Origin of the sequence: Nonomuraea sp. NPDC047897, assembly GCF_043204415.1 — a bacterium.
Lineage (GTDB): Bacteria > Actinomycetota > Actinomycetes > Streptosporangiales > Streptosporangiaceae > Nonomuraea.
The window spans coordinates 636,847-663,453 of record NZ_JBIDCC010000002.1 but is presented as its reverse complement, the minus strand read 5'-3'; the positions used below and the strand labels follow the sequence as shown (position 1 = coordinate 663,453).

The following is a 26,607-nucleotide window of genomic DNA, read 5'->3' as shown; positions in this document are numbered from 1 at the left end:
ACCGATTTCTTTCTTCTGGTCAGAGCACGTCAGGGGCGGTGTCACACTGGGGGCACTATGCGAACCGGACGCCCTCTGATCGCCGCCGCCACCCTGGCCGTCCTCACCACCGGTGCCGCCTTCCTGTTCGGCCCCGGAGGCGCTGAGACGCCCGCCTCGGGATCCACGACCACGAAGTCCGCCACACCCGCGGCCGCCCCCGCGGAGTGCGTCGCCGACGCGCGCTACCCCAAGCGGCAGCTACGCGGTGTCTGGATCGCCACGGTCAAGAACATCGACTGGCCCTCGCGCACCGGCCTCGCCGTCGAGCGGCAGCGGGCCGAGTACGTCAAGATCCTCGACGCGGCCGTCAAGCGGCGGCTCAACGCCGTCTTCGTGCAGGTCCGCCCGGCCTCCGACGCGCTCTACAAGTCGTCGCTGGAGCCGTGGTCGGAGTATCTGACCGGCACGCCGGGCAAGGACCCCGGCTGGGACCCGCTGCCGTTCCTCGTCGCCGAGGCGCACAAGCGGGGGCTGGAGTTCCACGCCTGGTTCAACCCCTACCGCGCCGCCCACGACACCGACCTGTCGCGGCTGCCCGCCTCCCACCCGGCGCGGCGCAACCCGGGCTGGATCGTCCGCTACGGCGACCGGATCTACTACAACCCGGGCCTGCCGCAGGTGCGCGAGCACGTCACCAAGGTGGTCACCGACGTGGTGCAGCGCTACGACGTCGACGGCGTCCACTTCGACGACTACTTCTACCCCTACCCCGAGCCCGGCCGCACGTTCGACGACCGGGCCGCCTTCGCCAGATACGGCAAGGGCAAGAGCCTGGCCGCCTGGCGGCGCTCCAACGTCAACACGCTGATCGCCCAGGTCGACAAGGCCGTCCACGCGGCCAAGGGGCACGTCAAGTTCGGCGTCAGCCCGTTCGGCATCTGGCGCAACGAGGCCCAGGACCCGACCGGCTCGGCCACCTCGGGCATGTCCGCCTACGACGCCATCCACGCCGACGCCCGCGCCTGGATCAAGGCCGGCACGGTCGACTACGTGATGCCGCAGCTCTACTGGCCGCGCGGGTTCCGGGCCGCCGACTACCGCGCGCTGGCGCCGTGGTGGGCCCGCGAGGTCAAGGGCAGCGACGTCCACCTCTACATCGGCCAGGCCCTCTACCGGGTCGGCGCCACCGACGACCGGGCGTGGACCAAGGCGGGCGAGCTGTCCGCCCACCTGACGCTCAACCGCAGGCACGACCAGATCGACGGTGACGTCTACTTCAGCGCCAAGAACCTGGTGGCCAACCCGCTGGGCTCCATGGACCGCGTCGTCAAGGAGCACTACTCCCGTCCGGCGCTCCTTCCGCTGATGAAGGACCTCGGCGGCTCCGCCCCGCCCGTGCCCGCCGGGGTGAAGGCCGACGGCACGAAGCTGACCTGGAACGCCACGCCGGGCGCCCGCTCGTACGCGGTCTACCGGCTGCCGAAGGCGGGCGCGGACGACTGCCACACCACGGACGCCCGCGACCTGGTGGCGGTCGTCTCCAGCCCGTCGTTCGGCGCCGCGTCGCCGGGCACCTACCTGGTGACCGCCCTCGACCGACTGCACCACGAGAGCAAGGCCGCCACCGTCAAGGTCGGCTGACCGCCCGGCCGGTCCAGGCAGGCGGAGCGGTCAGTCCCAGGCGTCGGCGAGCAGGGCGCGGGTGTCGCGCAGGAGCTGCGGCAGCACCTTCGTCCGCGCCACCACCGGCATGAAGTTGGTGTCGCCTCCCCACCGGGGCACCACGTGCTGGTGCCCCGGTGGGGAGGCGATGCCGGCGCCGGCCACCTGGCCGAGGTTCATGCCGACGTTGAAGCCCTGCGCGCCGCTCGCCTTGCGCAGCGCCCGCAGCGAGCGCTGGGTGAACTCACCCAGCTCCGTCAGCTCGGCCTGGTCGAGCTCGTCGTAGCCGGACACGTGCCGGTAGGGGACGACCATGAGGTGGCCGGAGTTGTAGGGATAGAGGTTGAGCACGGCGTAGACGTGCTCGCCCCGGGCCACGATCAGGCCGTCCTCGTCGCTCATGCGGGGGATGGCGTCGAACGGGCAACCGTCGTCGGGTCCGGTGCCGGTCGGCTTGCCCTCACCCTTGATGTAGGCCATGCGATGCGGGGTCCACAGCCGCTGGAAGTCGTCGGGCTCCCCTGCTCCTGCCTGATCGTGCATATCTAGCAGCATAGAGCCGGGTGCCGGCCGGGACGACGGCGAGCGCGGGCCGCTCCCCACGGTCGCCTGGGTGGAAAACCTGCCCCAACTTTCACCCGGCACGGCCCGGCGAGATCCCGGCCCCGCGCCGCCTGCGGTGCAGCATGGCAGCGAGGTCTGCGGCACCGGGGGGCGCGATGGCAGCGGTTCAGGGGGAGACGGCGGCCCTGCTGGAGGAGGCGGCCGCGCGCCGCGCCGGGCCAGGCCGGGCGCTCGTGGCGGACGCCCGCCTGGTCGTGGACGCGGCGCTCGACATGGCGGCGCGGTTCCGGCGCGGCGGCAGGCTGCTCGCCTTCGGAGCCGGCTCGTCCGCGGCGGACGCGGGCCACCTGGCGGTCGAGTTCACCCATCCGGTGATCGTCGGCAAGCGGGCCCTACCGGCGATCTCGCTGGCCAACGACGCCTCGGCGGTGAGCGGCATCGCGGTGTCCCGCGGCTATGGCGCCGTCTTCAGCACGCAACTGCGGATGCTCGGCCGGGCGGAGGACATCGCCGTCGGGTTCGCCGTCGGGGGCCGGTGCGGCGACGTGCTGGGCGCGTTCGCGGCGGCCCGGCAGCTCGGCATGCTGACGGTCGCCCTGGTGGACGGAGCTCCGATGGACGGCGCTCCGGTGGACGGCGCCCCGCCGGACGAGACGCTCATGGACGGCGCCCTGCCGGACGAGACGCTCGTGGACGGGACGCTCGTGGACGGGACGCTCGTGGACCATGTGCTCGACGCGCGGTCCGGCGACCCCCGGATCGCCGGCGAGGCGCACATGACGACTTACCACCTGCTGTGGGAGCTGGTCCACGTCTTCCTCGACGACCCCGGCCCGCTCGACCGGCCGGGGTCGCCGGGCGGGCCGGCCGCGGCCGGTTGCGCGGCCGACGCCACCTGCGTCACCTGCGCGGACACGGCGGTCCCGGTGTACGTCACCGAGCTGCGGCCGGGCGGTCTCGCCCTGGTCGACACGGGCGGCGGCACCGAGGAGATCAGCGTGGCGCTGGTCGAGGCGCGGGTCGGCGACACCGTCCTGGCGCACGCCGGGGAGGCCATCGCGGTGCTCGGCGGTGACGCCTCGTGACCGGCGTCCGCTACCCGTTCGCGGCGCCGGACGGAGACACGACCCGCGAGGAGCTCGTCCGCTCCACCGCGGCGAAGGCCGCGGAGAGCGCCGAGCTGCGGCTGCGGGTGCTCGACGGGCTGGGCCCGGCGCTGGCCGCCTGCGCGCGGGCGATGGCGGCCGCGTTCCGGGCCGGCGGCACGCTGCTGACGTTCGGCAACGGCGGCAGCAGCACCGACGCGCAGGCGGTGGCCCAGCTCTTCCTGACGCCCGGCCGGGGCGGACGGCGGCTGCCGGCGATCTCGCTGACCGGCGACTCGGCGCTGCTGACGGCCCTGGCCAACGACGTGCACTTCGACGTGGTCTTCGCCCGGCAGCTGGCCGCCCTCGGCCGGCGCGGCGACATCGCCGTGGCCCTGTCGACGAGCGGCGGCTCGGCCAACGTCCTGCTGGGACTGGAAGCGGCCCGGCGCGCGGGCATGGTGACCGTGGGGTTCGCCGGTTCGGGCGGCGGGCGGATGGCCGCGGACGCGCTGGCCGACCACCTCTTCGTCGTCCCGTCGTCGTCGGTGCACCGGGTCCAGGAGGCGCAGGCCACGCTCTGCCACGTGCTGTGGGAGCTGGTGCAGCGCGCCATGGACGGGGCGGCATCTGACGGGGCGGCACCGGGCGGGGCGGGACCGAGGGGAACGGGCGGGGTATGATCGGGCCGGTCCGGTCGCTGATCCGGGTCGAGGGGATCGTCCAGGGCGTCGGCTTCCGTCCGTTCGTGCACGCGCTGGCCGCCCGGTACGGCCTGACCGGGCTGGTCGGCAACGACGCCGGCGGGGTGTTCATCGAGGCGGAGGGCCCGGCGGCCGCGGTCGGCGCGCTGGTGGAGGCGGTCCGGCACCGGGCGCCCGCGCTGGCCGTCGTCGAACGGGTCAGCGTGACGCCGGTGCCGCCGACGGGCGCCCGCGGGTTCGAGATCGTGCCCAGCGTGGCCGGCCCGGCGACGCGGGCCCTGGTCCCCGCCGACGTCGCGACGTGCGCGGACTGCCTGGCGGAGCTGTTCGACCCGGCCGACCGCCGCCACCTGTACCCGTTCGTCAACTGTACGAACTGCGGGCCCCGGTTCACCATCGTCACGGCCGTGCCGTACGACAGGGCCGTGACCACGATGGCCGGGTTCGCCATGTGCGCCGCGTGCGAGCGGGAGTACCGCGACCCGCGCGACCGGCGCTTCCACGCCCAGCCGACCTGCTGCCCGGACTGCGGCCCGGCGCTCTCGCTGACCACGGCGGCGGGCGCGAGAGTGCCCGGTGATCCCGTCACGGAGGCGGCCGCGCTGCTCGCGGGCGGGGCCGTGCTGGCGGTCAAGGGCCTCGGCGGCTACCACCTGGCCGTCGACGCGGCCGACGAGACGGCCGTCGCCACGCTGCGGGCCCGCAAGGGGCGGCCGGACAAGGCGTTCGCCGTGCTGGCCGCGGACCTGCCGGCCGTCCGGGAGCTGTGCGAGGCCGGCGAGGCCGCGGCCCGGCTGCTGACCGGCCCGCGCGCGCCCATCGTGCTGCTGCCCCGTCGCGCCGGCGCGCCGGTCGCGCCGTCGGTGGCGCCCGGCAGCGGCGAGCTGGGCGTGCTGCTGCCGTACACGCCGCTGCACCACCTGCTCGCCCGCCGCCTCGCCCGGCCGTACGTGCTGACCAGCGGCAACGTGTCCGACGAGCCGATCGTGTACGAGGACGCCGACGCGCCGGCGCGGCTGGGCGGCATCGCCGACGCCTTCCTGTCCCACGACCGGCCGATCCGGGCGCCCGCCGACGACTCCGTGGTGCGGATGTTCCGCGGCGCGGCGCTGCCCGTCCGGCGGGCCCGCGGGTACGCGCCCGAGCCGTTCACGCTGCCGTGGCCCGTCCCCCGCCCGGTGCTCGCCTGCGGCGCGGCGCAGAAGAGCACGTTCTGCCTGGCCGGGGGACGGCACGCCGTCGTCTCGCAGCACTTCGGCGACCTGGAGAGCTACCGGACGCTACGCGCGTTCACCACGGAGATCGACCGCTGGCGGCGGCTGTTCGGCATCGACCCCGTCGTCGTCGCGCACGACCCGCATCCGGAGTACCTGTCGACGAAGTACGCCCTCGCGCTCGACGGCGTGGAGCCGGTCGCCGTGCAGCACCACCACGCCCACCTCGCCTCGTGCCTGGCCGACAACGGGGAGCCGGGGCCGGTCATCGGGGTCGCGTTCGACGGGACGGGCTACGGCGCCGACGGCACGATCTGGGGCGGCGAGCTGCTGGTGGCGGACCTGGCGGGGTTCGACCGGGCCGGGCATCTGGAACAGGTGCGGATGCCGGGCGGCGGCACGGCCATCCGCCAGCCGTGGCGGATGGCGGCCGCCTACCTGCACGCCGCGTCGGTGCCCGCCGACGGGCTCGGCGTGGCCCGCCGCAACGCCGCCGCCTGGGCGGCCGTGTCCGCGCTCGCCGCGGCCGGCGGCCCGGCCGCGCCCGTCACGTCGAGTGCCGGGCGGCTGTTCGACGCGGTGGCGGCGCTGCTCGGCGTCCGCGACACGGTGACGTACGAGGGGCAGGCCGCGATGGGGCTGGAGCTGCTGGCGGACCGGGACGTCGGCGACGGCTACCCGGTGGCCGTGACCGGGCCGTGGCCGGTCGTGATCCGGGGCACCGACCTGGTGCGGGCCGTGGCCGACGACCTGCGGCGGGGTGTGCGGCGCGGGGTGGTCGCCGCGCGGTTCCACCACGGGCTGGCCGGTGCGGTCGCGGCGGCGGTCCGCCTGGCCGCCGAGGCCACGGGGCTCGGCACGGTGGCCCTGTCCGGCGGCGTGTTCGTCAACACGGTGCTGCTGGGCGGGGTGACCGACCGGCTGGTCCGTGACGGGTTCCGGGTGCTGACGCACCGGCGCGTCCCGTGCAACGACGGCGGGATCAGCCTCGGTCAGGCGGTCGTCGCGGCCGCCCGGGGCTGATCCCGCGGGAGCGGGATCAGCAGAAGGGGGTCAGCAGATGCGCGGCAACGGGTCGCCGACGAGCACGTCGACGATGCGGGTGCCGCCGAACGCGGTGCGCAGCAGGACGAGTCCCGGGGGGTCGTCGCGTACCGTGCCGATGATGGACGCGCCCGTGCCGAGCGGGTGCCGGCGCAGCGCCTCCAGCGCCCGGCCGGCGTGCGCGCCGTCCACGACCGCGACGAACCGGCCCTCGCAGGCCACGTACAGCGGGTCGATGCCGAGCAGCTCGCACACGCCCGTCACCTCGGGTCGCACCGGCAGGGCCTTCTCCTCGACCACCACGGCCACGCGGGAGGCCGCCGCGACCTCGTTGAGTATGGTCGCCACCCCGCCCCGCGTGGCGTCGCGCAGCGCCCTGACGTGTCCGGGCAGGGCGTCCAGCAGGGCGGAGACGATGCCGTGCAGCGGGGCCGTGTCGGACACGACGGGGCATTCGAGGTCGAACTCGCCGCGCGCCACCATGATCGCGGCCCCGTGGTCACCGATCGGGCCGGACACGATGACGGCGTCCCCGGGCCGCGCGCCGGAGGCGGACAGCTCCACGTGCCGCTCCACGACACCGACCCCCGTGGTGGTGACGTAGCAGCCGTCGGCCTTGCCGCGTTGCACCACCTTGGTGTCGCCGGTGACGATCGACACGCCGGCGGCGGCCGCCGCCGTGGCCATCGAGGCGGCGATCCGCCGCAGGTCGGCGACGGGGAACCCCTCCTCCAGGATGAATCCGGCGGCCAGGAACGCGGGCCGCGCGCCGCACATCGCCAGGTCGTTGACGGTCCCGTTGACGGCCAGGTCGCCGATGTCCCCGCCGGGGAAGAACAGCGGGGAGACCACGAACGAGTCGGTGGTGAACGCCGCCCGCGTGTCGCCGAGCGGCAGCGTCGCCCCGTCCTCCAGCGGGGCGAGCAGCGGGTTGCCGAACGCCTCCAGGAAGACCGCCTGGATCAGCGTCTGCGTGGCCCTGCCGCCCGAGCCGTGCGCGAGCGTGATCCGCTCCTCCTTGACGACCGCCCTGCGGCGCCGGGCCCGGTCGATGCGGTCGAGGACCTGCTCCTCGCGGGTGCGGTGCGGGCTGCCCGGAGCGCCCCGGTCCGCCTGGTCCGCCGCGGGTTCGGACGTCATGATCGGGTCGCCTCCTTCACGCGTTCGCGGCTGAACCGGCCGAAGTTGTAGTAGGCGGCGCAGGCCCCTTCGGAGGAGACCATGCAGGTGCCGATCGGCGTCTCCGGCGTGCAGGCCGTGCCGAACACCTTGCACTCCCACGGCTTGAGCACGCCCTTGAGCACCTCGCCGCACTGGCACGCCTTGGGGTCGGCGACCCGGACCCCCGGCAGGTCGAAGATCCGCTCAGCGTCGAACTCCGCGTACGCCTCGGCCAGGCCGAGCGCCGAGCGGGAGATGAAGCCGAGGCCGCGCCACTCGAAGTGCGCCCGCAGCCGCATGACCGTGCCGATGGCCGTCATGGCCGTGCGGTTGCCGTGCCACGGCACCACCCGCGCGTACTGGTTGGCGACCTCGGCGCGGCCCTCGGCGAGCTGGCAGAGCAGCATGTGGACCGACTGGAGGACGTCCAGCGGCTCGAACCCGGCGACCACGAGCGGTTTGCCGTAGTCGCGGGCGATGAACGCGTACGGTTCGCAGCCGATCACGGCCGAGACGTGGCCGGGGCCGATGAAGCCGTCCAGCCGCTGGTCGGGCGAGTCAAGGATGGCCTTGATCGCCGGGATGATGAGGACGTGGTTGCAGAAGACGGAGAAGTTCCGGACGCCTTCGGCGGCCGCGCGCAGCACGGTCATCGCCGTGGAGGGGGCGGTGGTCTCGAAGCCGATGGCCATGAACACCACCCGGCGCTCCGGGTTCGCCTTGGCGATCTTCAGCGCGTCGAGCGGCGAGTACACCATCCGGATGTCGGCTCCCGCGGCCTTGGCGTCGAGGAACGACCCCTGCCCGCCGGGCACGCGCATCATGTCGCCGAACGACGTCATGATCACGTCGGGCTGGGAGGCGATGTAGATCGCGTCGTCCACCCGGCCCATCGGGATCACGCACACCGGGCATCCCGGGCCGTGGACGAGGGTCACCGCCTCGGGGAGATGGTCCTCCAGCCCGTGCTTGTAGATGGTGTGGGTGTGCCCCCCGCACACTTCCATGAACGTGTAGCGGCGGCCCGGCTCGCACCGGGCGGCGATGTCGGCGGCCAGCGCGCGGGCCCTGCCGCCGTCGCGGTACTCATCGACGAACCGCACGGGTCCCCCTCATGTGATGTCCGATCCCCTGAGCGCGTCGAGCTCGTCGTCGTAGGCGGTGCCGAGCCCCTCCAGGTAGTCGAGGACGGCCTGCGCCTCCGACTCGGAGATCTTCGACAGGGCGAATCCCACGTGGACCAGCACCCAGTCGCCGACTCCGAGGTCCTCCTCCGTCAGCAGCGCCACGTTGATCCTGCGGCGTACGCCGCCGACGTCGACGACCGCCAGGTCGGGGTTGTCCGCGTCGGCCGCGACCAGCTCACCGGGGATGCCCAGGCACATCGGCCTGCTCCTGCCCGAAGTCGATCGATTCGAGGACCAGTTCGTCGCCGCCGGAGACGTCCACGTCCGCGCTGCCGCACCGCTGGCAGACGGCGAGCAGGTCCAGGGACTCGCTGCGGCCGCCGCAGGAGTGGCAGGCGACGGTGAGGGGTGTGACGACCAGCTCGACTGCGGCGTCCTGTGCCGGGGTGCCCGCCGCGGCGAGCGCGAAGGCCTGCTCGAACGCCTCGCCGACGACGGCGTGGCGGGTGCCGACGCGCACCCGCGCGCCGGTGATCTTCCGGCCGGCGGCTCGCTGCCCGATCAGCTCGACCAGGCCTTCGCACATTCCGATCTCATGCATGCGGTGCTACATCCGTTTCATCGTCAGGTACCGGCGGATCTCCGGCCACTGGTGGACAATGACCGCTACCAGTCCGCAGGTCACGATCAGCCCTGCCACGTGCGACTTCCTCATGCCATGTCACCTCATTCCGTCTTCCGGGGCGGTGCGCCTGGCCCGGCGCTTTCCGCAATCATGTCCATCACCAGGCGGACGGCTTGGGCGGTCGCGGCGCGGACGGGTTCGCTCAGCTCGACCAGGACGTCCTCGTCGGCGCCGCCGGTCAGCACCGTGGCCGGCTCGCAGCACACGACGATCACCCGGTCCGGGACCCGGCCCAGTTCCCTGGCCAGCCGCAGCACCCGAACCGGGTCCATGCCGTGGGTCTCCACGGTGGGGACGCCGAGGCCGGCGGCGCCGTCCGGGGTGTCGGCCTCCAGCACGGTGAGCGTGCCGGGCGGCTCCCCCCGCGGCGCGGCGTCGACGAGGATGGCCAGGTCGTAGTCGCGCTGCAGGGCGTAGACGAGGTCCATGCCGCGGATGCCGAAGTCGGTCACGTCCACCCCGGCGGGCTGCCGCGTCTCGGCGAGCCGGCGGACCACCTCGACGCCGAAGCCGTCGTCGCCGAGGAAGATGTTGCCGAGCCCGGCTACGAGGACGCGGGGGCCGGCGGCCGGGTCCAGCGGTTCGATCTCCTCCGCCGTGTAGAAGAACCGGTGTCCGGGCATGCGGGCCTCGCCCAGGTCGCGGCCCGGGTCCTCGTCGAGGATGACCGCGACGTGCAAGGCCCCCTCGTCGTCCTGCTCGATCGACTCGACGACGGCGGTCCGTCCGTCGAGGAGGAGGTCCAGGGCGTCGGCCCGGCCGGCGGACGGGCGCAGCCGGACCCGGCTGCCCGCGCGCACCGGCACGCCGCCCGCGACCACCTCCTCGGGGCCACGCGCCTCCATCCGCGTCCAGAAGTCCGCTCCCGCGGGTCCGAGCTGGTGCACAGGTGTCCAGGGGGCCCACGCGTCGGAGCCGGGTCGTTCCATCGGAGGGCTGAGCTCCATCATGTCGTCAGCCTTCGTGTCGTCAGCCTTCGTGTCGTCAGCCTTCGTGTCGTCGGCCTGCTCCATGCGGTGGGCCTCGTTCATCCGGCGGGACTCCTTCATGCGGTCGGCTCGGTGCGGGCCGGCGGCCGCGCGCGGGCCGGCTCCGGGCGTAGGACGCCGTGCAGGCGCATGAGCTGCTCGGCGGTGAGCGCGTCGCAGCGGTCGAGGATCTCCCGGCCGCGCGGGTCGCCGTCGCGGATCTCGCGCTTCTCCTCGTCGCTCAGCGCGAGCACGCTCAGGGTGAGCAACTGGTCGATCTCCGTCGCGTCGAAGAGGTCGCCGGGGCTCTCCGGCGAGACGCGCGGGTGGTCGTACAGGATGATCGGCGCTGACAGCATCGTGTGCCGCTCGCCCTCCGGTCCGGCCAGCACCGGCCAGGTGCCCACGTTGCGGCAGCCGGCCGCGGCGGCGCGCAGCCGCTCCGGCGGGTCCATGAGCGAGACGAACCGGCCGCCCGTCGTGTGCAGCACGCTGTGCGCGGCGACGAACGTGCGCCGCATCGCCTCGGCGCGGACGTCGCCGTGCCAGGGGGTGGTGTTGACCACCCGCACCGTGAGCCGCAGGACGCCCGGCTCCGCCTCCTCCGCCCGCACGTCGACGTGGCCGCGCAGCGCCTGCCGGGAGCGGAGCACGGCGCCGGCCGGCCGCCCGGCGGCGTCGGCCAGCCGTTCGGTCTCCTCCTCGGCGGGGACGTCCACCGGGATCCGGTGCGCCGGCCCGAGCAGCGCGCCGAGGCGGAGGCCGCACGCGGCCACCTCCCGTTCGACGGCCTCCTCGCGCGGCAGGAAGCGCCGCTCCCCCACCGTCAGCTCGGGCACCTTGTCGAGGCGGTCTCCGTCACGGCGGGCGATCTCGCTCGTGACGAGGTGCAGGAAGCGCACGCGCACGTCCACGGTGTCGGCCGGGCCCGCCTCGACGAGGCACTGGGTCTGCATGACCCACGGGTTGCCCTCGTGGGCCCTGCCGTAGGGTTCGGGGTGCACGCCGCCGATCGTCCAGCGGTGCTGGTTCTTGAGTGCGGACCGGCGGTACGGCCACAGCAGGTAGCCCTCGTACAGCACGGCCCGCGCGATCCGGCGCAGCTCGTCCATCAGCCGCCGGCCTCCTTCAGCAGTCTGTCCACCACGTCGTCCCAGCCGAGCAGGACGTGGCGGGTCCGGTAGGCGTGCAGCCGGTCGAACGTGGCGCGGTCCAGCCGCAGCCACGCGCCGCCCGGGAAGTGCCGGTCCATCAGGTCCTTCCACACCGCCACCGGCATGCGGAAGTCCGCCTCGGTGTCCCACGGGATGCGGGTGACGCGCAGCCGGCCGTCGGCCAGGTACCAGGTGGTGCCGCTGAAGAGGAACTCCAGCGGCACCTCGCCGCCGGTGAGACCGTGGAAGTACGAGGCCACCGCCACCTCGAAGTCGTAGGTGCACGGCACCCGGACGGTCGCCGCGGCCTGCTCGCCGAAGGCGGGCACCTGCGTGACGGTCTGCGCCCACAGCAGGCTGCGCAGGTTCCTGTCCCACGCCTCGGGCCCGCCGAACAGCCCGGCGAGCCGCAGCCGGCTCCGCTCGTCGTAGGCGCGGCGGGCGGCCGAGACGCGGATCTGGGTGTCGAGGGTGAGCGAACGCACCTCGGGACCGTCCGGGTTGGCGATGTTGAGCGTGAACTCCAGGGTCGGCACGGCCGCGTACTCCGCCGCCCGCGCCTCCTCGACCGTGATCCGCAGGGCCGGCGGGCCGGCCGTCGTCGAGTCGTCCACGGGATCAGGCCGGTGACAGGTTGGGCATGTCGGGGTCGATCGGGTCGCGGTCGGCGGCGTTGACGCCGGTGGAGCGCGCGGCGGTCGACCGCGCATCGGGCAGGTGACCGGCCTGCTTGTCGTAGTTGCCACACGCGTTGCCCTCGTTGACGCCTTTGACGTGGGAGGGCGCGTCCGGGCGCACGTGGCGTCTGCCGGTCTTGATGTGGTCGCCGTCCTTCTTGGCCATGGTGGATCCCCTCAGGTGCGCAACGGGTGGTCGGCCGAGGTCGCGGTGGTGGACCTGCGGCGCAGCTCGGTGAAGAAGCCGGTGATGTCGTTCCAGACGTCGGGCCCGCCGGCGAGTCCCTTCCAGCGGGTCCGCAGCAGGCCGACGAGCGTGTAGCAGTCGTCGACGGGGACGATCCAGTGCTCGCGGGCGGCGCCGGTCCGGTTCACCAGGAGGGCCTCGACGTCCGGGGCGAGCCCCCGCAGCACCGGGTTGTCCTGTTCCAGGCGCCGCCAGGTCTCCTCCGCGAGCGGCGACTCGACGGGCCCGGCCGGGCTGGGGTAGAACAGCGCCGTCCGGCCCGCCGCCGAGTCGCGCAGCGCGAACGCCATCCGGACCGGGATGTGCAGGTCCGCCCAGGTGGCGTCGTCGAGGACGAAGTCCTTCAGGAACCACCGGTCGTCGGGCACCAGGCGGTGGCGTCCGCCGCCCGCGGCGGCGTGGTCGAACAGCAGGGCGCAGGCGCGGCAGGCGCAGCGCAGCTCGCGGTCTGCCAGGTCGAGCAGGTGCCGGTGCGCCGCGCCGGCGGGCGCGCCGCACAGCTCGCACGCCTCGCCGGCCGCGTCCGCTGTGCCGGGACCTGCCGGGCCTCCCGGGCGTTCGCGGCGGGCGATGAGCCTGCGCAGCGTGCTGCCGGCGATCCCGTCCCTGCCCCCGCCCGTGCGGACCGGTCTCACGCCGGTGTCCCGGGACGGTCACCGGTGGGGGCCCGGAGCAGGCTCTCGACCGGGATCACGACCGGCGGCGGCGTCTGCTCCACCACGTCGATCTCGACCCGTTCGATCTCCGGCGCGGCACGCCGTACCGCCTCCTCCAGGACCGAGGACAGCGCCGCCGCCGAGGAGCCGCAGCCCCCGCGACGGAGCCGCAGCCGCAGCCGGGCCAGGTCGCCCTCGACGGCCACGAGCTCCGCGACCGCCCCGCCGAGCCGCGCCCGCAGGGCCGGCAGCGCGCGTTCGATCCGGGTGGGCGCGTCCAGCGGGTGCAGGTCGTGCAGCAACAGCAGGTGCGCGACCAGATCGTCGGCGGCGATCCGCTCGGCCAGCCGTTCGCCGCCCGCCGGGTCCGCCGCCGAGACCTGGGCCATGATCCTCGCCAGCACCTCCCCGTACAGGTCGAGCAGCGCCTCGGCGAGCTCCACGGCGTGGCCGTCGGCGGCCCCGTCGAGCAGGGCCTCGACCCTGCGCACCCGTTCGGTCACATCACGGTCGTCCATGGCCGCCTACCCCGAGACGCTCGTGCCGAGGGTGGGCGAGTGCACCTGCTTGAGCACCTTCCCGCCGCCGAGGTACATGTGGACGCCGCACGGCAGGCACGGGTCGAAGCTGCGCACGGTGCGCATGATGTCGATGCCCTTGAACGTCTCGGGGCCGTTCTCCTCGAAGATGGGCAGGCCCTGCACGGCGTCCTCGTACGGCCCCGGCGTGCCGTAGGCGTCGCGCGGGCTCGCGTTCCACGGGGTCGGCGGGTACGGGTGATAGTTGGCGATCTTGCCTTTGCGGATCACCAGGTGGTGCGACAGGACGCCGCGGACCGCCTCGTGGAAGCCGACCCCGATCGCCTCGTCGGGCACCTCGAAGTCGGTGAAGACCTTGGTGCGCCCGGCCCGGACCTCGCCGAGCGCCTGCTCGACGAAGTGGAAGGCCATCGCCGCCGCGTAGGCGACGAAGTACATGCGCGCCCGGTTGCGCTCGATCGTGTTGGCCCACCTGGGGATCTGCCACTCGAACTGCATGTCGGGGAAGGCGGCGCTCTTGGGCAGGTTGATCTGGACGCTGTGCCCGGTGGACCGGACGGTGCCGGTGTCGACGAGCCCGGCCAGCGCCGTGGTCCAGAGCCGGGCCAGCGGCCCGCCGCCCGTGTCGAGGGCGAGGTAGTCGGCGGTGCGCTCGTCGTACCAGCGGGGGCTCATCACCCAGCTGTAGTTGCCGCCGTCCAGGTCGCGCTTCTGTGGTCTGGGCAGCGTCGTCTGGTTCCACGGGTGGCGCTGGTCGACCGGGTTGCCGAGCGGGTCGTGCGTGACGAAGGTCTCCTCACCCTGCCAGTCGTCGTAGTAGGAGCTGCCCAGCAGGATGCGGATGCCGAGGTTGATGTCCACCAGGCTCGTGGTGCGCAGCTCGCCGTCCAGGACGATGCCCGGCGTGACGAACATCCGCCGGCCCCACTCGTTCATCGTGCGGTAGTCGTAGTCGACCACGCCCGGGTCCTGGAACGCCCCCCAGCAGCCCAGCATCACCCGCCGCCGGCCGACCTCCTCGTAGCCGGGCAGCGCCTCGTAGAAGAAGTCGAACACGTCGTCGTTCATCGGCACGGCGCGCTTGATGAAGTCGACGGTGCGCAGCAGGCGGACCAGGTAGTCGGTGAACACCTGGGGGGTGGCCACGGTGCCGACTCCGCCCGGGTAGAGGGTGGACGGGTGCACATGCCGGCCCTCCATCAGGCAGCACATCTCCCGGGTGAGCCGGCTGACCTGCAGGGCCTCGCGGTAGACCGCGCCGGTGAACGGGTTGAAGGCGCGCATGATGTCGGCGATGGTCCGGTAGCCGTGGATGTCTCCCCGCGGCGCCTCGGTCGTCTCGGCGCGGCGCAGCAGGCTGGGGTTGGTCTCCTTGACCATCTGCTCGCAGTAGTCGACGAAGACGAGATTGTCCTGGAAGAGCGTGTGGTCGAACATGTACTCGGCGGCCTCGCCGAGGTTGATGATCCACTCGCCCAGCGGCGGCGTCTTGACCCCGTAGGCCATGTTCTGCGCGTAGATGGAGCAGACGGCGTGGTTGTCACCGCAGATGCCGCAGATCCGGCTGGTGATGAAGTGGGAGTCGCGCGGGTCCTTGCCCTTCATGAACACGCTGTAGCCGCGGAACAGCGACGAGGTGCTCTTGCACTCCACGACCTCGTTGTTCTTAAAATCGATCTTGGTGTAGATGCCCAGGTTGCCGATGATCCTGGTGATCGGGTCCCAGGACATCTCGACGAGCTGGCGCGTCTCCTGCTCCTGCGGTGATCGGATGGTCACGTCGGCGATCCCCCTTCTAGGCCCGCCAGCGGGGGTCGTATCCGCTGGTGAGTTTCGCGCCCCGGTGGCGCCACTTCGGCTCGGTGTTGACCGTCTTGTTGGTGATGGCGCGCAGGCGCCGGACGAGCCCGCCGTAGACGGACGTCATGCCCGCGGACAGGGACCCGCCGGGCGGCTCGTCCATGAACGGCATGAACTTGTCGGGGAAGCCGGGCATCGTGCAGCCGATGCAGATGCCGCCCACGTTGGGGCAGCCGCCGATGCCGGCCATCCAGCCGCGCTTGGTGACGTTGCAGTTGACGACCGGCCCCCAGCAGCCGATCTTGACCTGGCACTTCGGGGAGTTGTAGTCGTGGGCGAAGTCGCCCTGCTCGTAGTAGCCGGCCCGGTCGCATCCCTCGTGCACGGTCTTGCCGAACAGCCAGGTGGGTCGCAGTTGCCTGTCGAGCGGGATCATCGGGGCGAGGCCGGCCGCCTGGTAGAGCAGCCAGGTCAGCGTCTCCATGAAGTTGTCGGGCTGGACGGGGCAGCCGGGCACGTTGACGATGGGCAGGCCGCCGGCGGAGCGGAAGTCCGCGCCGAGGTAGTCGGCCAGTCCCATGCAGCCGGTCGGGTTGCCGGCCATGGCGTGGATGCCGCCGTAGGTGGCGCAGGTGCCCGCCGCGACGACCGCCCACGCGCCGGGCGCGAGCCGGTCGATCCACTGGTTGACCGTGATGGGCTGGCCGGTCGCCGGGTCGTTGCCCATCGACGTCCAGAAGCCCTCGCCGTTGATGTTCTCGTTGGGGATGGACCCCTCCACGACGAAGATGTACGGTCCCAGGCTGCCCTCGGCCGCCCGGTGGAAGGCCGCCATGAACTCGCCGCCCACCTCGGTGGCCAGGACCTTGTTGTGCAGGTGCACCTTCGGCAGGCCCGGCACGAGCCCGAGCAGGACCTCCTCGATGCTCGGCAGCATGGCGGCCGTGACGGAGACGGTGTCGCCGTCGCAGCTCATGCCTTCGGACGTCCACAGGATGTGCACCTCGTCCAGCCCGGTTTCCGGCTTGGCTGTGCTCATGGCCTTCGCCCCCTTGTCGGCCTGGCATCGCCTCGGCGTCACCACGGCGGGACGGACGGACCCGTCACTCGGTAGTGAGCCGACTACTCTCCGTAAGAGGTACCGCCTTCGCGAAGGCCGCAAACCACCCGAACGACACCGTGGGAGATCGCCGGCGCCGTCTAGGGTGGGGGCATGCTCGAACCCATGCCCGAGGACTGGCGGCGGGCCCTCGCCGTCGTCGCACACCCCGACGATCTGGAGTACGGCTGCGCGGCGGCCGTGGCCGCGTGGACCGACGCGGGACGGGAGGTGTCCTACCTGCTCGCCACGCGCGGAGAGGCGGGGATCGACACCCTGCATCCCGAGAAGGCGGCGCCGGTGCGCGAGCGCGAACAGCGGGCCAGTGCCGCCGCGGTGGGCGTGTCGAGCGTGGAGTTCCTCGACCACGCCGACGGAGTGATCGAGTACGGCCCGCGGCTGCGGCGGGAGATCGCCGCGGCCGTCCGCAGGCACCGGCCGGAGCTGCTGATCACCCTGAACTTCGACGACACCTGGCCCGGCGGCGTCGCCTGGAACACCCCCGACCACAAGGCCGTCGGCCGGGCCACGCTCGACGCCGCGGCCGACGCGGGCAACCGGTGGATCTTCCCCGGCGTCGGCGGCGAGCCGTGGGACGGGGTGCGCTGGGTGGCCGTGGCCGCCGCCCCCTCCCCCACCCACGCGGTGGACGTCACCGCGGGGCTGGAACGGGGGGTGCGCTCACTGCTGGAGCACCGCGCCTACATCGAGGCCCTCACCGACGAGGACCCGGAGGCGTACGCGCGGTCGTTCGTCGAGAGCTCGGTCCGCCAGGAGGAGGGCCCGTTCGGCGACCGCCCGACCGTCACCTTCCGCCTCTACACCCGCTGACGCGGCTCTCCCGGCCGCGCCGCCGGCCCGCGGCGGGCCGGCGGCGCTCAGCCGGGACGGTCAGACCTGGATGCGGCGTTCGACCGCGTCGACGATCTCGGCGACGGCCTCGTCCACCGGGACGCCGTTCTTCTGCTCGCCGCTGCGGTAGCGGAACGACACCGCGCCGCCCGCGATGTCGTCGTCTCCCGCCAGCAGCATGAACGGCACCTTGGCCCGCTGGGCGTTGCGGATCTTCTTCTGCATCCTGTCGTCGGCCGTGTCGACCTCGACCCGGATGCCCCGCTCGCGCAGCCGCTTGGCGACGTCCAGCAGGTAGGGCGCGTGGGCGTCGGCGATCGGGATGCCGACGACCTGCACCGGGGCCAGCCACGGAGGGAAGGCGCCGGCGTAGTGCTCGGTGAGCACGCCGAGGAACCGCTCGATCGAGCCGAACAGCGCCCGGTGGATCATGACGGGCGTCTGACGGCTGCCGTCGGCGGCCTGGTACTCGAGCTCGAACCGCTTGGGCTGGTTGAGGTCGAGCTGGATGGTGGACAGCTGCCAGGTGCGGCCGATCGCGTCCTTGGCCTGCACCGAGATCTTGGGGCCGTAGAAGGCGGCGCCGCCCGGGTCGTCGACCAGTTCGAGCCCCGACTCCTCGGCCGTCTGGCGCAGCGCCTCGGTGGCCTCGTCCCAGTCGGCCGGGTCGCCGATGAACTTGTCGGAGTCGTCACGGGTGGACAGCTCCAGGTAGAACTCCGACAGGCCGAAGTCGCGCAGCACGCTGAGCACGAACGTGAGCAGGCTCTTGATCTCGCCGGCCATCTGCTCGCGGGTGCAGTAGATGTGGGAGTCGTCCTGCGTCATGCCGCGCACCCGGGTCAGGCCGTGCACGACGCCCGACTTCTCGTAGCGGTAGACGGAGCCGAACTCGCACAGCCGCAGCGGCAGCTCCCGGTAGGACCGCCCCCGCGCCCGGAAGATCAGGTTGTGCATCGGGCAGTTCATCGGCTTGACGCGGTATTCGACGCCCTCCAGCTCGAAGGGCGGGAACATGTCGTCGGCGTACCACGGCAGGTGGCCGGAGGTCTCGAACAGCTGCGACTTGGTGATGTGCGGGGTGTTGACGAACTCGTAGCCCGCCTCGCCCTGCCGCCTGCGCATGTAGTCTTCCATCTCCTTGCGGATGATCCCGCCCTTGGGATGGAAGACCGGCAGCCCGCTGCCCAGCTCGGGCGGGAAGCTGAACAGGTCCAGCTCCGCGCCGAGCTTGCGGTGGTCGCGCTTCTCCGCCTCCTCCAGCAGCTTGAGGTATTCGTCCTGCTTGTCGCGTGACTCCCACGCGGTGCCGTAGATGCGCTGGAGCTGCGGGTTCTTCTCGCTGCCGCGCCAGTAGGCGCCGCCGGAGCGCATGAGCTTGAACGCGGGGATGGACCGGGTGGACGGCACGTGCGGGCCGCGGCACAGGTCCTTCCACCGCAGCTCCCCGCTCTTGGGGTCGAGGTTGTCGTAGATGGTCAGCTCGCCCGCGCCGACCTCGACCGACTCCTCGGCGGCGGCGCCGCCCTTGAGCCCGATCAGCTCCAGCTTGTACGGCTCGCCGGCCAGCTCCGCACGGGCCTGCTCGTCGGTGACGGGACGGCGGGCGAACAGTTGCCCCTGCTTGACGATCTCGCGCATGCGCTTCTCGACGCGCTTGAGGTCGTCGGGCTGGAACGCCTGGGCGACGTCGAAGTCGTAGTAGAAGCCGTTGTGGACGGGCGGGCCGATGCCCAGCTTCGCCTCCGGGAACAGCTCCTGCACCGCCTGGGCCATGACGTGGGCGGTGGAGTGGCGGACGATCGCGCGCCCCTCCTCGCTGGAGATGTCGATCGGCTCGACCACGTCGCCGTCGGCGAGCGGGTGGGCCAGGTCGCGCGGCTCGCCGTTGACCCGGGCGGCGATGACGGTGCGGCCGTCGGCCTCAAGCGCGTCACCGGCCGTCGTGCCGGCCGCGACCACACGCTCGGCTCCGGCGAGGGTGATGCGTAGCTCGGCTGACACGGTTGCTCCCTGTGGGTCGGTGTGGCGGGTGTGGTGGATGCGCCGGCCGGTGGCCGCCCCTGCGGCCCGTTCGCCGGTGAACATCGATGCTATCGCGGGTCGAAGCCCAGCCTCGTCAGCCCTTGACGACTGCCGAGAAAGATGTTCCGGTCGAGCGGTTTGTGATCGTACTGGTGGATCGTCCACTCGCGCCACGGGCCGGGGGTCGCCGGGCTCCCCCGGGGCCGGTCCGGGTCGGCGATCCACAGCGGATGGTCGCCGAGCCCGGCGCAGTGACCGCCGCGCGCGAACGCCGGGAAGGTGTAGATGATCGGCCGGATGCCGGCGTGCCGCTCGACGTGGCGGCACCACCGGCGGGCGTGCCGGGCGACCCTCTCCGGACGCAGCCCGTCGTTGGTCTCCAGGTCGAGCGCGACCAGATCGCCGCGGCGCAACCCGCCCGCCTCCTTGAGCACGCGCAGGAAGTGGTGGGCCTGCTCGGCCGCGTCGCCCTTGGGACGGGCGAAGTGGTAGGCGCCGCAGACGATCCAGTTCTCCCGCATGCCCTCCCAGTTGCGGGCGAAGTACTTGTCGGTGAAGTCGCCGCCCTCGGTCGCCTTGGCGAACGCGAAGGCGACCCCGGCGCGGGCGTGCCCGGCCCAGTCGACCTTGCCCTGCCAGTTGGACACGTCGATGCCTTGCAGCAAGCGTTTCACCTTGCGGGAGTTTATTCGGATGTCTCCCGATCAGGCCCCCGACGCGCCGGGCCGCCCCAGGTCAGAGCAGGGTGCGGAGAAGGTCCCTGGTGCGGTCGCGGCCGGAGTAGAGGGCGGCCCCGAAGTCGGTCACACCGGTCTCGGCCAGCTCCTCGATCTGCGCGCGGACGCTCGCCTCGTCGCCGACGATCGCCACGTCGCCGGGCCCGGCCGCGCCCTCCCGGTCGAGCATCGCCCGGTAGGAGGGGAGCTGGCCGTACACGGCGAAGATCTCCTCGGCGCGGGCCCGGGCGGCGCCGGGGTCGTCGGTGACGCACACCGGCAGCATGCAGACGATGCGCGGCCGGTCACGGCCGGCCTCCTCGGCCGCGGCGGCGAGGGCGGGCGCGACGTGCTCGGCGACGGTCCTGGGGCCGGTCATCCAGAGCACGGTGCCGGCGGCGCGGGAGCCGGCCAGCTTCAGCATGCGCGGGGCCAGCGCGGCGACGAGCACGGGCAGGCCGGCGCCGGGCGTGGTCAGCCGGATGTCGGCCTTGAGCGTCTCGCCCTGGTAGCTGACCTGCTCGCCGCGCACCGCGGGCAGCAGGATGTCGAGGTACTCGGCCATGTGCCGCGCGGGACGCTCGAAGCTGTAGCCGTACATGTCCTCGATGACGAGCCGGTGCGACAGGCCGATGCCGAGCGCCAGCCGGCCGTCGAGGGCGGCGTTGGCGGTCATGGCCTGCTGGGCGAGCGCGGCGGGGTGGCGCGGGTAGGTGGGCACGACGGCGGTGCCCAGCTCGATGCCCGGCGTCGCGGCGCCGGCGACGGCCAGGGCGGTGATGGCGTCGAGGCCGAAGATGTGGGACAGCCAGGCGGAGGCGAAGCCGTCCGCGTGCGCGGAGGCGATCGCGTCGGCCAGATCGCGCAGTGGCTCGGGACCGGAGGGTTCGTTGAGCAGCAATCCGATGCGCATGTATACCGAACTCCATTCTGGTTCGTGTCGGCGCGAGTCTAGCCGGAGGCGGCGTTTGCGGCGTTTGTAAGGTGGATTCCATGAGCCACGACCGCGCAGGACAGCCCGCCCAGCCCGCCGACCTGGTGGACGTCGCCCGGCTGGTGACGGCCTACTACAGCCTGCACCCGGATCCGGACGAGGTGGCGCAACGCGTGGCGTTCGGCACGTCGGGGCATCGCGGCTCGTCCCTGGCGACGGCGTTCAACGAGGACCACATCCTGGCCACCACCCAGGCGATCTGCGAGTACCGCGCGCAGCAGGGCGTCGACGGGCCGCTGTTCCTGGGCATCGACACGCACGCGCTGTCCGAGCCGGCCCGCGTGTCGGCGCTGGAGGTGCTGGCGGCCAACGAGGTGGCCGTGCTGATCGACTCCCGCGACGGCTACACGCCGACGCCGGCCGTCTCGCACGCGATCCTCGGCCACAACCGGGGCCGCTCCGCGGGCCTGGCCGACGGCGTCGTGATCACACCGTCGCACAATTCTCCGGGCGACGGCGGTTTCAAGTACAACCCGCCGCACGGCGGCCCCGCCGGCACCGACGCCACGTCCTGGATCCAGGACCGGGCCAACGCGCTGCTGGCCGCCGGGCTGAAGGGCGTGCGCCGGGTGCCCTACGCGAGGGCCGTGCGGGAGGCGGGCCGCCACGACTTCCTCGGCTCGTACGTGGACGACCTGCCGAACGTGGTGGACCTCGACGCCGTCCGCGCGGCCGGGGTGCGCATCGGGGCCGACCCGCTGGGCGGGGCCAGCGTGGCCTACTGGGGGGAGATCGCCGAGCGTCACCGGCTCGACCTCACCGTGGTCAACCCGCTGGTGGACCCGACGTGGCGGTTCATGACACTCGACTGGGACGGCAGGATCCGGATGGACTGCTCGTCGCCGTACGCGATGGCCTCCCTGGTCGCGGGCCGCGACCGCTTCGACGTCTCCACCGGCAACGACGCCGACGCCGACCGGCATGGCATCGTCACGCCCGACGGCGGGCTGATGAACCCCAACCACTACCTCGCCGTGGCCATCTCCTACCTCTACGCCCACCGCGACGGCTGGCCGGCCGACGCCGGGGTGGGCAAGACGATGGTGAGCAGCGGCGTGATCGACCGGGTCGCCGGGGCGCTGGGGAGGCGGCTGTACGAGGTGCCGGTCGGGTTCAAGTGGTTCGTGCCGGGGCTGCTCGACGGGTCGCTCGGCTTTGGCGGCGAGGAGAGCGCCGGGGCGTCGTTCCTGCGCCGCGACGGCTCGGTGTGGACGACCGACAAGGACGGCATCATCCTGGCGCTGCTCGCCTCGGAGATCCTCGCCGTCACGGGCAGGTCGCCGAGCGCCCATTACCGCGAGCTGACCGAGCGGTTCGGCGAGCCCGCCTACGCCCGGGTGGACGCCCCGGCCACGCGCGAGGAGAAGGCGGTGCTCGGCAGGCTGGCGGCCGACCAGGTGACGGCGACCAGCCTGGCCGGCGAGCCGATCACGTCGGTACTGACGGCCGCGCCCGGCAACGGCGCCAAGCTGGGCGGGGTGAAGGTCTCGACCGAGAGCGCGTGGTTCGCGGCCCGCCCGTCGGGCACCGAGGACGTCTACAAGATCTACGCAGAGTCGTTCCGGGGCCCCGACCATCTGGCCAAGGTGCAGGAGGAGGCCCGAGCGCTGGTGTCGTCGGCTCTGGGGTGACACCTGCGGAAATTGGGGCTGGAGCGGCTGTTTGGCGTACAAGCTGGCGACATTCTGCGATGATCTGTCGAATCCCCCTGGAGTTTGAGCCTCACGGATAGTGACAGATGCCGACATTCGAGGAAATCGCCACCTTCGTCACGGACAAGCCGGCCGCCACGGCGGTCATCGCGCTGCTCGGCCTGGTCGCGCTCGCCCTGGCGTTCCTGCTGCTCAGGATCGTCTGGCGGGCCGTCTGCTTCCTGTGGCGCCGCTACGTCACCCCCCGCCCCGTCGAGGACGTCCTGACCATCGTGGCCGCGTCCATCGCGACCGCCGTCTCGGCCCAGGGCATGTGGCTGTTCTCCGGTGACGTGCTCGGCCTGGATGGGCCGCTGCGGCTGCTGCTGTTCGCCTTCATCGAGGTCGCCATCATCACCTCGGCCGTACGGGCCCGCCGCAACATGCGGGAGAACTTCTCCGCCGGCATCGACGGCATCGCCGTGTGGGCGCTGACCTGCCTGACGGCGGTCCTGTCCAGCATGGACGCGCGCAGCCTGCCCGAGGCCGTCTTCCGGCTCGCGGCCCCGCTGGTCGCCGCCTGGCTGTGGGAGCGCGGCATGGCCATCGAACGGCACCGCATCCGCGGCACCGGCCGGATCAACTGGCGGCTCACCCCCGAGCGGCTGCTCGTCCGGGTGGGCCTCGCCGAGGTGAGCGACCGCACCGCCAGCGAGGTCGACGCGCACCGCAGGCTGACCCGCGTGGCGCTGGCCGCCAAGAAGGCCAAGGCGCTTCGCGAGCAGGGCGCGCCCGAGCGGAAGGTGCGGGCCGCGCTCGCCAAGCTGGACAAGGCCATGGACCAGGCCGTGGAGCACACCGGCCTGGCCGTCGACCCGGCCCGCCAGGAGGCGCTGCTGGCGCAGATCGCCGCGCTGTACAACACCTCCGCGCTCATCGACGCCGACCCGCGCGTGCCGTGGGAGCCGCACGCCGACCACCACCCCGTCCCGGCGCGCCCGGAACTGCCGCCCGCGCTGGCCGAACTGGTGGCCGAGGACGACGACGACGCCGAGGTGCTCGACACCACCCCGCAGGTCGTCGACACCGCCCAGCGGGCCGCGCTGATGCGGGCCGCCCGCGCCTACTGGGACCGGCAGATCTCCAGAGGCATCGTGCCGCGCACCGTGGACATCGCCCAGGAGATCGGCATCTCGCTGGCCACGGCCCGCCAGTATCGTGCCCTGTGGAAGCTGGAGCCCGAGGCGCACGCGCTCATCGAGGCCCTGTTCCAGCAGCACGGCATCGTCGACACCGGCGCCTTCCCCGCCATCAACGCCGACGGGCGGGTGCTGACCAAGTCCTAGGCGCGGGCGGAGGGCCGCAGGTGAAAGAGCGCACACTCGAACGGGTCAGGAAACTGCTGGCCAAGGCCGAACGCACCGACAACGACCACGAGCGGACGACGTTCATGGCGGCGGCCTCGGCGTTGATGGCCAAGCACGGCATCGACTCCCTCGACCCGGCCGGCCCCCGCCACCAGCCCGGTGACCGGGTCGTGACCCTGCCGCCGCCCTGGGCGCGGGAGAAGGCCCGCCTGGTGAGCCTGGTCGCGCAGGCGCTGCGCTGCCGCCCACTGCTGCTCGGGCGCGGCGACGGGGGACAGCGGGTGCACGTCTTCGGGTTCGCCGCCGACCTGGAACGTGCCGACGTGCTGGCGACGTCCCTGCTGCTGCAGATGGCCTCCGGGCTCGCCCGGGTGCGTCCGCCGTTAGAGGCGGGCGGCGGCGCGGCGCGGGCCTACCGGCGCTCGTGGCTGCTCGGGTTCACCGACGAGGTGTACCGGCTGCTGCGCGAGGCCGAGGAGCGGGCCGTGGCCGAGGCTCCCGTGACGGGCACCGCGCTCGTGCTGGCCGACCGGCGGGCCGAGGTGGACCAGGCGGTGGCGGCCCGCTACCCGCGCATCCGGCTCAGCGTGCCCCGCACCAGCGGCACCGGCTACCACGACGGCGCCGAGGCGGGCCGGCGCGCCGACCTCGGCCGCACCGGCGTCCCCGGAGGCCCCGCCGCGCAGTTGTCCCCCATCGGCGGCGGCCCGCCCCGGTGAGCTTCCGCCGGGCACGGCGCCCGTCCAGCGCCACGCCCGTCCAGAGCCACGCCCTCCCAGTCACGGCGTCCAGCCACGCCCGTCCAGAGCCACGGCGTCCAGAGCGGCGTCTGGCCGGCCTCCAGCTAGGGTGGCGGCATGCAGACGCGCTGGCTCGCCCTGGTGGGCCACTCCCCGGCCACCGCGGCCGTGGGCGCCGAACTGGTGGCCCGCTGGTCGGAGCCGCACCGCCGCTACCACACGATCACCCACCTGACCGCCGTCCTGGACGCCATCGACGAGCTGTACACCGGCACCCCCGTCCTGGCGGACGGAGGACCCGGAGCGGGCGGGCAGGCACAGGTGGGTGGCGGCGACCCGGTGGCGGTGCGGTTGGCGGCCTGGTTCCACGACGCCGTCTACGACGGGAGGCCGGGGTGGGACGAGGAACGCAGCGCGTGGCTGGCGCTCGCCCGGCTGCCCCGCTGCGGGGTGCCGCCGGTGCGGGTCGCCGAGGTGGCCCGGCTCGTCCGGCTGACGGCCGCGCACGACGGGCTGGCCTCCGGCGACGCCGGCGGGGCGGTGCTGTGCGACGCCGACCTGGCGGTGCTGGGCGGCGACGGGTACGCCGACTACGCCGCCCGGGTGCGCGAGGAGTACGCGCACGTCCCCGACCACCTGTTCCGCCAGGGCCGGGCCGCCGTGTTGCGCAGGCTGTTGGCCACGCCGCGCCTGTACCGGACCTCGCGGGCGTACGAGCTGTGGGAGGCACGGGCACGGGCCAGCATGAGCGCCGAGCTGGCCCTCCTCACGGCGCCCGCGCCGGGTCCCGCCGGCTGACACCCGTTCGCCTCAACCACCGGCTGATCCCCGTCCGCCCCGGCCGAAGGCGCGAGGCCGGCGGCGCCCCGCGGCAACACAGATCAGCGCGACTTGCGATGGCGGAGGCCGGCGGCGATGAGGCGGCGCAGAAGCTCTCGTGAGCCGACCGCCTGCGCTCCCAGGGAGACGGCCAGCGCGTGGACGGTCTCCGGGACGTCGTAGTGGTCGCGGTCGAACGCCCGCCCCGGCACGCCGAGCCGCCCGGCGAAGGAGTGCAGCTCGTCCAGGGAGTGGTCGCTGACCAGGTGCGACCACATGAGGCCGCGCGGCCCGGGCCAGTTCGGAGGGTCGATGAGCACCGTCACGGGCTCCAGGGTAGGACCCTGCCGCGCACCTCCAGCTCGCCGAGGTCGGACACCACCACGTCGGCGCCCCGTTCGCCCAGCTCGCCGGCGCGCAGGGCAGGGCCGGACGGTCCGGGCCGGGCGACGGCGATGACCAGCCCGAACCCGCCCTTGCGGCCCGCCTCGACCCCGGGCAGCGCGGCGTCGATCACGGCCGATTCGGCGGCCGGGGTGTTCAGCCGGCGGGCCGCCTCCAGGAACAGGGCGGGGTCGGGTCTGCCGGGCAGGTTCATCAGGGCGGCGTCGCCACCGTCGACCACCAGGTCGAACAGGTGGATCACGCCCGCCGAGGCGACGAGCTTGCGGCCGTGCAGACTGGCGGAGACGGCGGCGGTGCGCGCGCCCCGGCGGCGCAGCTCGTGCAGCAGCGCGACAGTCGACGGGAAGGCGGCCACGCCGTACTTGTCCACCTGCGCGACGAACAGCCGGTCCTTCGCGGCGCCCAGCCCGTGAACGGTGGGCGAGCCTGGTTCGTCGTCGGGCGCGCCTTCGGGCAACTGGATGCCGCGCGAGGCCAGGAACGTGCGGACGCCGTCGAGACGAGGCCGCCCCTCGACGTGGCACAGGTAGTCGGCTTCGATGTCGAAGGGGGCCGAGCGGCCGCGCAGGAACACGTCGAAGACGTGCTTCCAGGCGGCCGCGTGGCCGCGAGCGGTGTCGGTGACCACACCGTCGGTGTCGAACACGACGGCGCTGATCGTGGTCAGGTCGATGACGGGTGAGTTCACAC

At 73.2% G+C, this 26,607-nt stretch carries 28 protein-coding genes; 9 read left to right on the top strand and 19 right to left on the bottom strand.

Annotated features, from left to right (window positions below):
* The first annotated feature begins 57 nt into the window (after nt 1-57).
* Complete coding sequence (locus ACGF0J_RS06505) at nt 58-1,623, top strand: glycoside hydrolase family 10 protein (protein ID WP_393142565.1); 1,566 nt, start codon at nt 58-60, stop codon at nt 1,621-1,623.
* Between the two features lie 30 nt (nt 1,624-1,653).
* Here ACGF0J_RS06505 and ACGF0J_RS06500 read toward each other — a convergent pair whose 3' ends face one another.
* Complete coding sequence (locus ACGF0J_RS06500) at nt 1,654-2,187, bottom strand: HIT family protein (RefSeq protein WP_393142563.1); 534 nt, start codon at nt 2,185-2,187, stop codon at nt 1,654-1,656.
* A 176-nt stretch (nt 2,188-2,363) separates the two neighbouring features.
* On the opposite strand from ACGF0J_RS06500, the gene ACGF0J_RS06495 reads away from it, so the two are divergent.
* The 3 genes from ACGF0J_RS06495 to hypF are packed head-to-tail and all read left to right on the top strand — an operon-like array spanning nt 2,364 to nt 6,234.
* The gene (locus ACGF0J_RS06495; protein WP_393142561.1) at nt 2,364-3,293 is read left to right on the top strand and encodes an SIS domain-containing protein; all 930 of its coding nucleotides are present in this window, start codon (nt 2,364-2,366) and stop codon (nt 3,291-3,293) included.
* Nucleotides 3,290-3,976: an SIS domain-containing protein gene (locus tag ACGF0J_RS06490; protein WP_393142559.1), complete on the top strand. Its 687-nt coding sequence runs from the start codon at nt 3,290-3,292 to the stop codon at nt 3,974-3,976. Before ACGF0J_RS06495 ends, ACGF0J_RS06490 begins: the two co-directional genes overlap by 4 nt.
* Entirely contained in the window at nt 3,973-6,234 is a 2,262-nt protein-coding gene (gene hypF / locus ACGF0J_RS06485; protein ID WP_393142557.1) for a carbamoyltransferase HypF, read from the top strand. The genes ACGF0J_RS06490 and hypF overlap by 4 nt, the downstream gene beginning before the upstream one ends.
* 30 nt (nt 6,235-6,264) lie before the next feature.
* On the opposite strand, the gene hypE is transcribed toward hypF, so the two are convergent.
* From hypE to ACGF0J_RS06420, 13 genes are read right to left on the bottom strand one after another with little or no spacing between them, the layout of a single operon-like run.
* A complete protein-coding gene (gene hypE, locus ACGF0J_RS06480; protein ID WP_393142555.1) occupies nt 6,265-7,395 on the bottom strand; it encodes a hydrogenase expression/formation protein HypE in 1,131 nt (376 codons plus the stop codon).
* Entirely contained in the window at nt 7,392-8,519 is a 1,128-nt protein-coding gene (gene hypD / locus ACGF0J_RS06475; RefSeq protein ID WP_393142553.1) for a hydrogenase formation protein HypD, read from the bottom strand. Before hypD ends, hypE begins: the two co-directional genes overlap by 4 nt.
* A gap of 9 nt (nt 8,520-8,528) precedes the next feature.
* Complete coding sequence (locus ACGF0J_RS06470; protein WP_393142551.1) at nt 8,529-8,801, bottom strand: HypC/HybG/HupF family hydrogenase formation chaperone; 273 nt, start codon at nt 8,799-8,801, stop codon at nt 8,529-8,531.
* Nucleotides 8,779-9,144 (bottom strand): hydrogenase maturation nickel metallochaperone HypA, encoded by a 366-nt coding sequence (locus ACGF0J_RS06465; RefSeq protein WP_393142549.1) that lies wholly within the window; start codon nt 9,142-9,144, stop codon nt 8,779-8,781. The genes ACGF0J_RS06470 and ACGF0J_RS06465 overlap by 23 nt, the downstream gene beginning before the upstream one ends.
* 6 nt (nt 9,145-9,150) lie before the next feature.
* On the bottom strand, nt 9,151-9,258 hold the full coding sequence (locus ACGF0J_RS06460; RefSeq protein ID WP_393142547.1) for a DUF6893 family small protein: 108 nt from the start codon (nt 9,256-9,258) through the stop codon (nt 9,151-9,153).
* Between the two features lie 11 nt (nt 9,259-9,269).
* A complete protein-coding gene (locus tag ACGF0J_RS06455; RefSeq protein WP_393142545.1) occupies nt 9,270-10,259 on the bottom strand; it encodes a hydrogenase maturation protease in 990 nt (329 codons plus the stop codon).
* A gap of 14 nt (nt 10,260-10,273) precedes the next feature.
* Nucleotides 10,274-11,308 carry a hypothetical protein gene (locus ACGF0J_RS06450; RefSeq protein WP_393142543.1) on the bottom strand — a complete coding sequence of 345 codons (1,035 nt, stop codon included), beginning with the start codon at nt 11,306-11,308 and terminating at the stop codon, nt 10,274-10,276.
* Nucleotides 11,308-11,964, bottom strand: coding sequence for a DUF6084 family protein (locus tag ACGF0J_RS06445; protein ID WP_393142541.1), 657 nt, complete (start codon nt 11,962-11,964; stop codon nt 11,308-11,310). Before ACGF0J_RS06445 ends, ACGF0J_RS06450 begins: the two co-directional genes overlap by 1 nt.
* Before the next feature lie 4 nt (nt 11,965-11,968).
* Nucleotides 11,969-12,193: a hypothetical protein gene (locus tag ACGF0J_RS06440; protein WP_393142539.1), complete on the bottom strand. Its 225-nt coding sequence runs from the start codon at nt 12,191-12,193 to the stop codon at nt 11,969-11,971.
* A gap of 11 nt (nt 12,194-12,204) precedes the next feature.
* A complete protein-coding gene (locus tag ACGF0J_RS06435) occupies nt 12,205-12,909 on the bottom strand; it encodes a DUF5947 family protein (protein ID WP_393142537.1) in 705 nt (234 codons plus the stop codon).
* Nucleotides 12,906-13,448: a NifU family protein gene (locus tag ACGF0J_RS06430; RefSeq protein ID WP_393142535.1), complete on the bottom strand. Its 543-nt coding sequence runs from the start codon at nt 13,446-13,448 to the stop codon at nt 12,906-12,908. The genes ACGF0J_RS06435 and ACGF0J_RS06430 overlap by 4 nt, the downstream gene beginning before the upstream one ends.
* Before the next feature lie 6 nt (nt 13,449-13,454).
* A complete protein-coding gene (locus ACGF0J_RS06425; protein ID WP_393142533.1) occupies nt 13,455-15,248 on the bottom strand; it encodes a nickel-dependent hydrogenase large subunit in 1,794 nt (597 codons plus the stop codon).
* Between the two features lie 16 nt (nt 15,249-15,264).
* Nucleotides 15,265-16,308: a hydrogenase expression protein HypE gene (locus ACGF0J_RS06420; RefSeq protein WP_393142531.1), complete on the bottom strand. Its 1,044-nt coding sequence runs from the start codon at nt 16,306-16,308 to the stop codon at nt 15,265-15,267.
* A 174-nt stretch (nt 16,309-16,482) separates the two neighbouring features.
* Here ACGF0J_RS06420 and ACGF0J_RS06415 point away from each other — a divergent pair, with 174 nt between their 5' ends.
* The gene (locus tag ACGF0J_RS06415; protein ID WP_393142529.1) at nt 16,483-17,199 is read left to right on the top strand and encodes a PIG-L deacetylase family protein; all 717 of its coding nucleotides are present in this window, start codon (nt 16,483-16,485) and stop codon (nt 17,197-17,199) included.
* A gap of 60 nt (nt 17,200-17,259) precedes the next feature.
* Here ACGF0J_RS06415 and thrS read toward each other — a convergent pair whose 3' ends face one another.
* The 3 genes from thrS to ACGF0J_RS06400 form a co-directional block, all read right to left on the bottom strand.
* Nucleotides 17,260-19,224 carry a threonine--tRNA ligase gene (gene thrS / locus ACGF0J_RS06410; RefSeq protein WP_393142527.1) on the bottom strand — a complete coding sequence of 655 codons (1,965 nt, stop codon included), beginning with the start codon at nt 19,222-19,224 and terminating at the stop codon, nt 17,260-17,262.
* Nucleotides 19,225-19,313: 89 nt separating this feature from the next.
* Nucleotides 19,314-19,910: a glycoside hydrolase family 25 protein gene (locus ACGF0J_RS06405; RefSeq protein ID WP_393142525.1), complete on the bottom strand. Its 597-nt coding sequence runs from the start codon at nt 19,908-19,910 to the stop codon at nt 19,314-19,316.
* A 70-nt stretch (nt 19,911-19,980) separates the two neighbouring features.
* The gene (locus ACGF0J_RS06400) at nt 19,981-20,874 is read right to left on the bottom strand and encodes a TIGR03564 family F420-dependent LLM class oxidoreductase (protein ID WP_393142523.1); all 894 of its coding nucleotides are present in this window, start codon (nt 20,872-20,874) and stop codon (nt 19,981-19,983) included.
* An 80-nt stretch (nt 20,875-20,954) separates the two neighbouring features.
* Here ACGF0J_RS06400 and pgm point away from each other — a divergent pair, with 80 nt between their 5' ends.
* From pgm to ACGF0J_RS06380, 4 genes are all read left to right on the top strand, one after another.
* Nucleotides 20,955-22,586 (top strand): phosphoglucomutase (alpha-D-glucose-1,6-bisphosphate-dependent), encoded by a 1,632-nt coding sequence (gene pgm / locus ACGF0J_RS06395; RefSeq protein WP_393142521.1) that lies wholly within the window; start codon nt 20,955-20,957, stop codon nt 22,584-22,586.
* A 107-nt stretch (nt 22,587-22,693) separates the two neighbouring features.
* On the top strand, nt 22,694-23,932 hold the full coding sequence (locus tag ACGF0J_RS06390) for a hypothetical protein (RefSeq protein WP_393142519.1): 1,239 nt from the start codon (nt 22,694-22,696) through the stop codon (nt 23,930-23,932).
* A 20-nt stretch (nt 23,933-23,952) separates the two neighbouring features.
* Nucleotides 23,953-24,672: a DUF2786 domain-containing protein gene (locus ACGF0J_RS06385; protein ID WP_393142517.1), complete on the top strand. Its 720-nt coding sequence runs from the start codon at nt 23,953-23,955 to the stop codon at nt 24,670-24,672.
* 138 nt (nt 24,673-24,810) lie between these two features.
* Nucleotides 24,811-25,491, top strand: a complete 681-nt coding sequence (locus ACGF0J_RS06380) for a metal-dependent phosphohydrolase (protein ID WP_393142515.1) — start codon at nt 24,811-24,813, stop codon at nt 25,489-25,491.
* Nucleotides 25,492-25,574: 83 nt separating this feature from the next.
* On the opposite strand, the gene ACGF0J_RS06375 is transcribed toward ACGF0J_RS06380, so the two are convergent.
* Together ACGF0J_RS06375 and ACGF0J_RS06370 are read right to left on the bottom strand one after the other, a co-directional pair.
* Entirely contained in the window at nt 25,575-25,838 is a 264-nt protein-coding gene (locus ACGF0J_RS06375; protein WP_393142513.1) for a DUF4031 domain-containing protein, read from the bottom strand.
* Nucleotides 25,835-26,605: an HAD family hydrolase gene (locus ACGF0J_RS06370; protein WP_393142511.1), complete on the bottom strand. Its 771-nt coding sequence runs from the start codon at nt 26,603-26,605 to the stop codon at nt 25,835-25,837. The genes ACGF0J_RS06375 and ACGF0J_RS06370 overlap by 4 nt, the downstream gene beginning before the upstream one ends.
* Between the last annotated feature and the right edge of the window lie 2 nt (nt 26,606-26,607).

What these genes read in the sequence shown, in the direction of transcription:
- ACGF0J_RS06380 (WP_393142515.1), top strand. Translation starts at nt 24,811, where the DNA reads ATGCAGACGCGCTGGCTCGCCCTGGTGGGCCACTCCCCGGCCACCGCG.
- ACGF0J_RS06505 (WP_393142565.1), top strand. Translation starts at nt 58, where the DNA reads ATGCGAACCGGACGCCCTCTGATCGCCGCCGCCACCCTGGCCGTCCTC.
- ACGF0J_RS06500 (WP_393142563.1), bottom strand. Translation starts at nt 2,187, where the DNA reads ATGCACGATCAGGCAGGAGCAGGGGAGCCCGACGACTTCCAGCGGCTG.
- ACGF0J_RS06455 (WP_393142545.1), bottom strand. Translation starts at nt 10,259, where the DNA reads ATGAACGAGGCCCACCGCATGGAGCAGGCCGACGACACGAAGGCTGAC.
- ACGF0J_RS06440 (WP_393142539.1), bottom strand. Translation starts at nt 12,193, where the DNA reads ATGGCCAAGAAGGACGGCGACCACATCAAGACCGGCAGACGCCACGTG.
- ACGF0J_RS06495 (WP_393142561.1), top strand. Translation starts at nt 2,364, where the DNA reads ATGGCAGCGGTTCAGGGGGAGACGGCGGCCCTGCTGGAGGAGGCGGCC.
- ACGF0J_RS06470 (WP_393142551.1), bottom strand. Translation starts at nt 8,801, where the DNA reads ATGTGCCTGGGCATCCCCGGTGAGCTGGTCGCGGCCGACGCGGACAAC.
- ACGF0J_RS06465 (WP_393142549.1), bottom strand. Translation starts at nt 9,144, where the DNA reads ATGCATGAGATCGGAATGTGCGAAGGCCTGGTCGAGCTGATCGGGCAG.
- ACGF0J_RS06415 (WP_393142529.1), top strand. Translation starts at nt 16,483, where the DNA reads ATGCTCGAACCCATGCCCGAGGACTGGCGGCGGGCCCTCGCCGTCGTC.
- ACGF0J_RS06460 (WP_393142547.1), bottom strand. Translation starts at nt 9,258, where the DNA reads ATGAGGAAGTCGCACGTGGCAGGGCTGATCGTGACCTGCGGACTGGTA.
- ACGF0J_RS06400 (WP_393142523.1), bottom strand. Translation starts at nt 20,874, where the DNA reads ATGCGCATCGGATTGCTGCTCAACGAACCCTCCGGTCCCGAGCCACTG.
- ACGF0J_RS06430 (WP_393142535.1), bottom strand. Translation starts at nt 13,448, where the DNA reads ATGGACGACCGTGATGTGACCGAACGGGTGCGCAGGGTCGAGGCCCTG.
- pgm (WP_393142521.1), top strand. Translation starts at nt 20,955, where the DNA reads ATGAGCCACGACCGCGCAGGACAGCCCGCCCAGCCCGCCGACCTGGTG.
- ACGF0J_RS06420 (WP_393142531.1), bottom strand. Translation starts at nt 16,308, where the DNA reads ATGAGCACAGCCAAGCCGGAAACCGGGCTGGACGAGGTGCACATCCTG.
- ACGF0J_RS06450 (WP_393142543.1), bottom strand. Translation starts at nt 11,308, where the DNA reads ATGGACGAGCTGCGCCGGATCGCGCGGGCCGTGCTGTACGAGGGCTAC.
- hypF (WP_393142557.1), top strand. Translation starts at nt 3,973, where the DNA reads ATGATCGGGCCGGTCCGGTCGCTGATCCGGGTCGAGGGGATCGTCCAG.
- ACGF0J_RS06390 (WP_393142519.1), top strand. Translation starts at nt 22,694, where the DNA reads ATGCCGACATTCGAGGAAATCGCCACCTTCGTCACGGACAAGCCGGCC.
- hypE (WP_393142555.1), bottom strand. Translation starts at nt 7,395, where the DNA reads ATGACGTCCGAACCCGCGGCGGACCAGGCGGACCGGGGCGCTCCGGGC.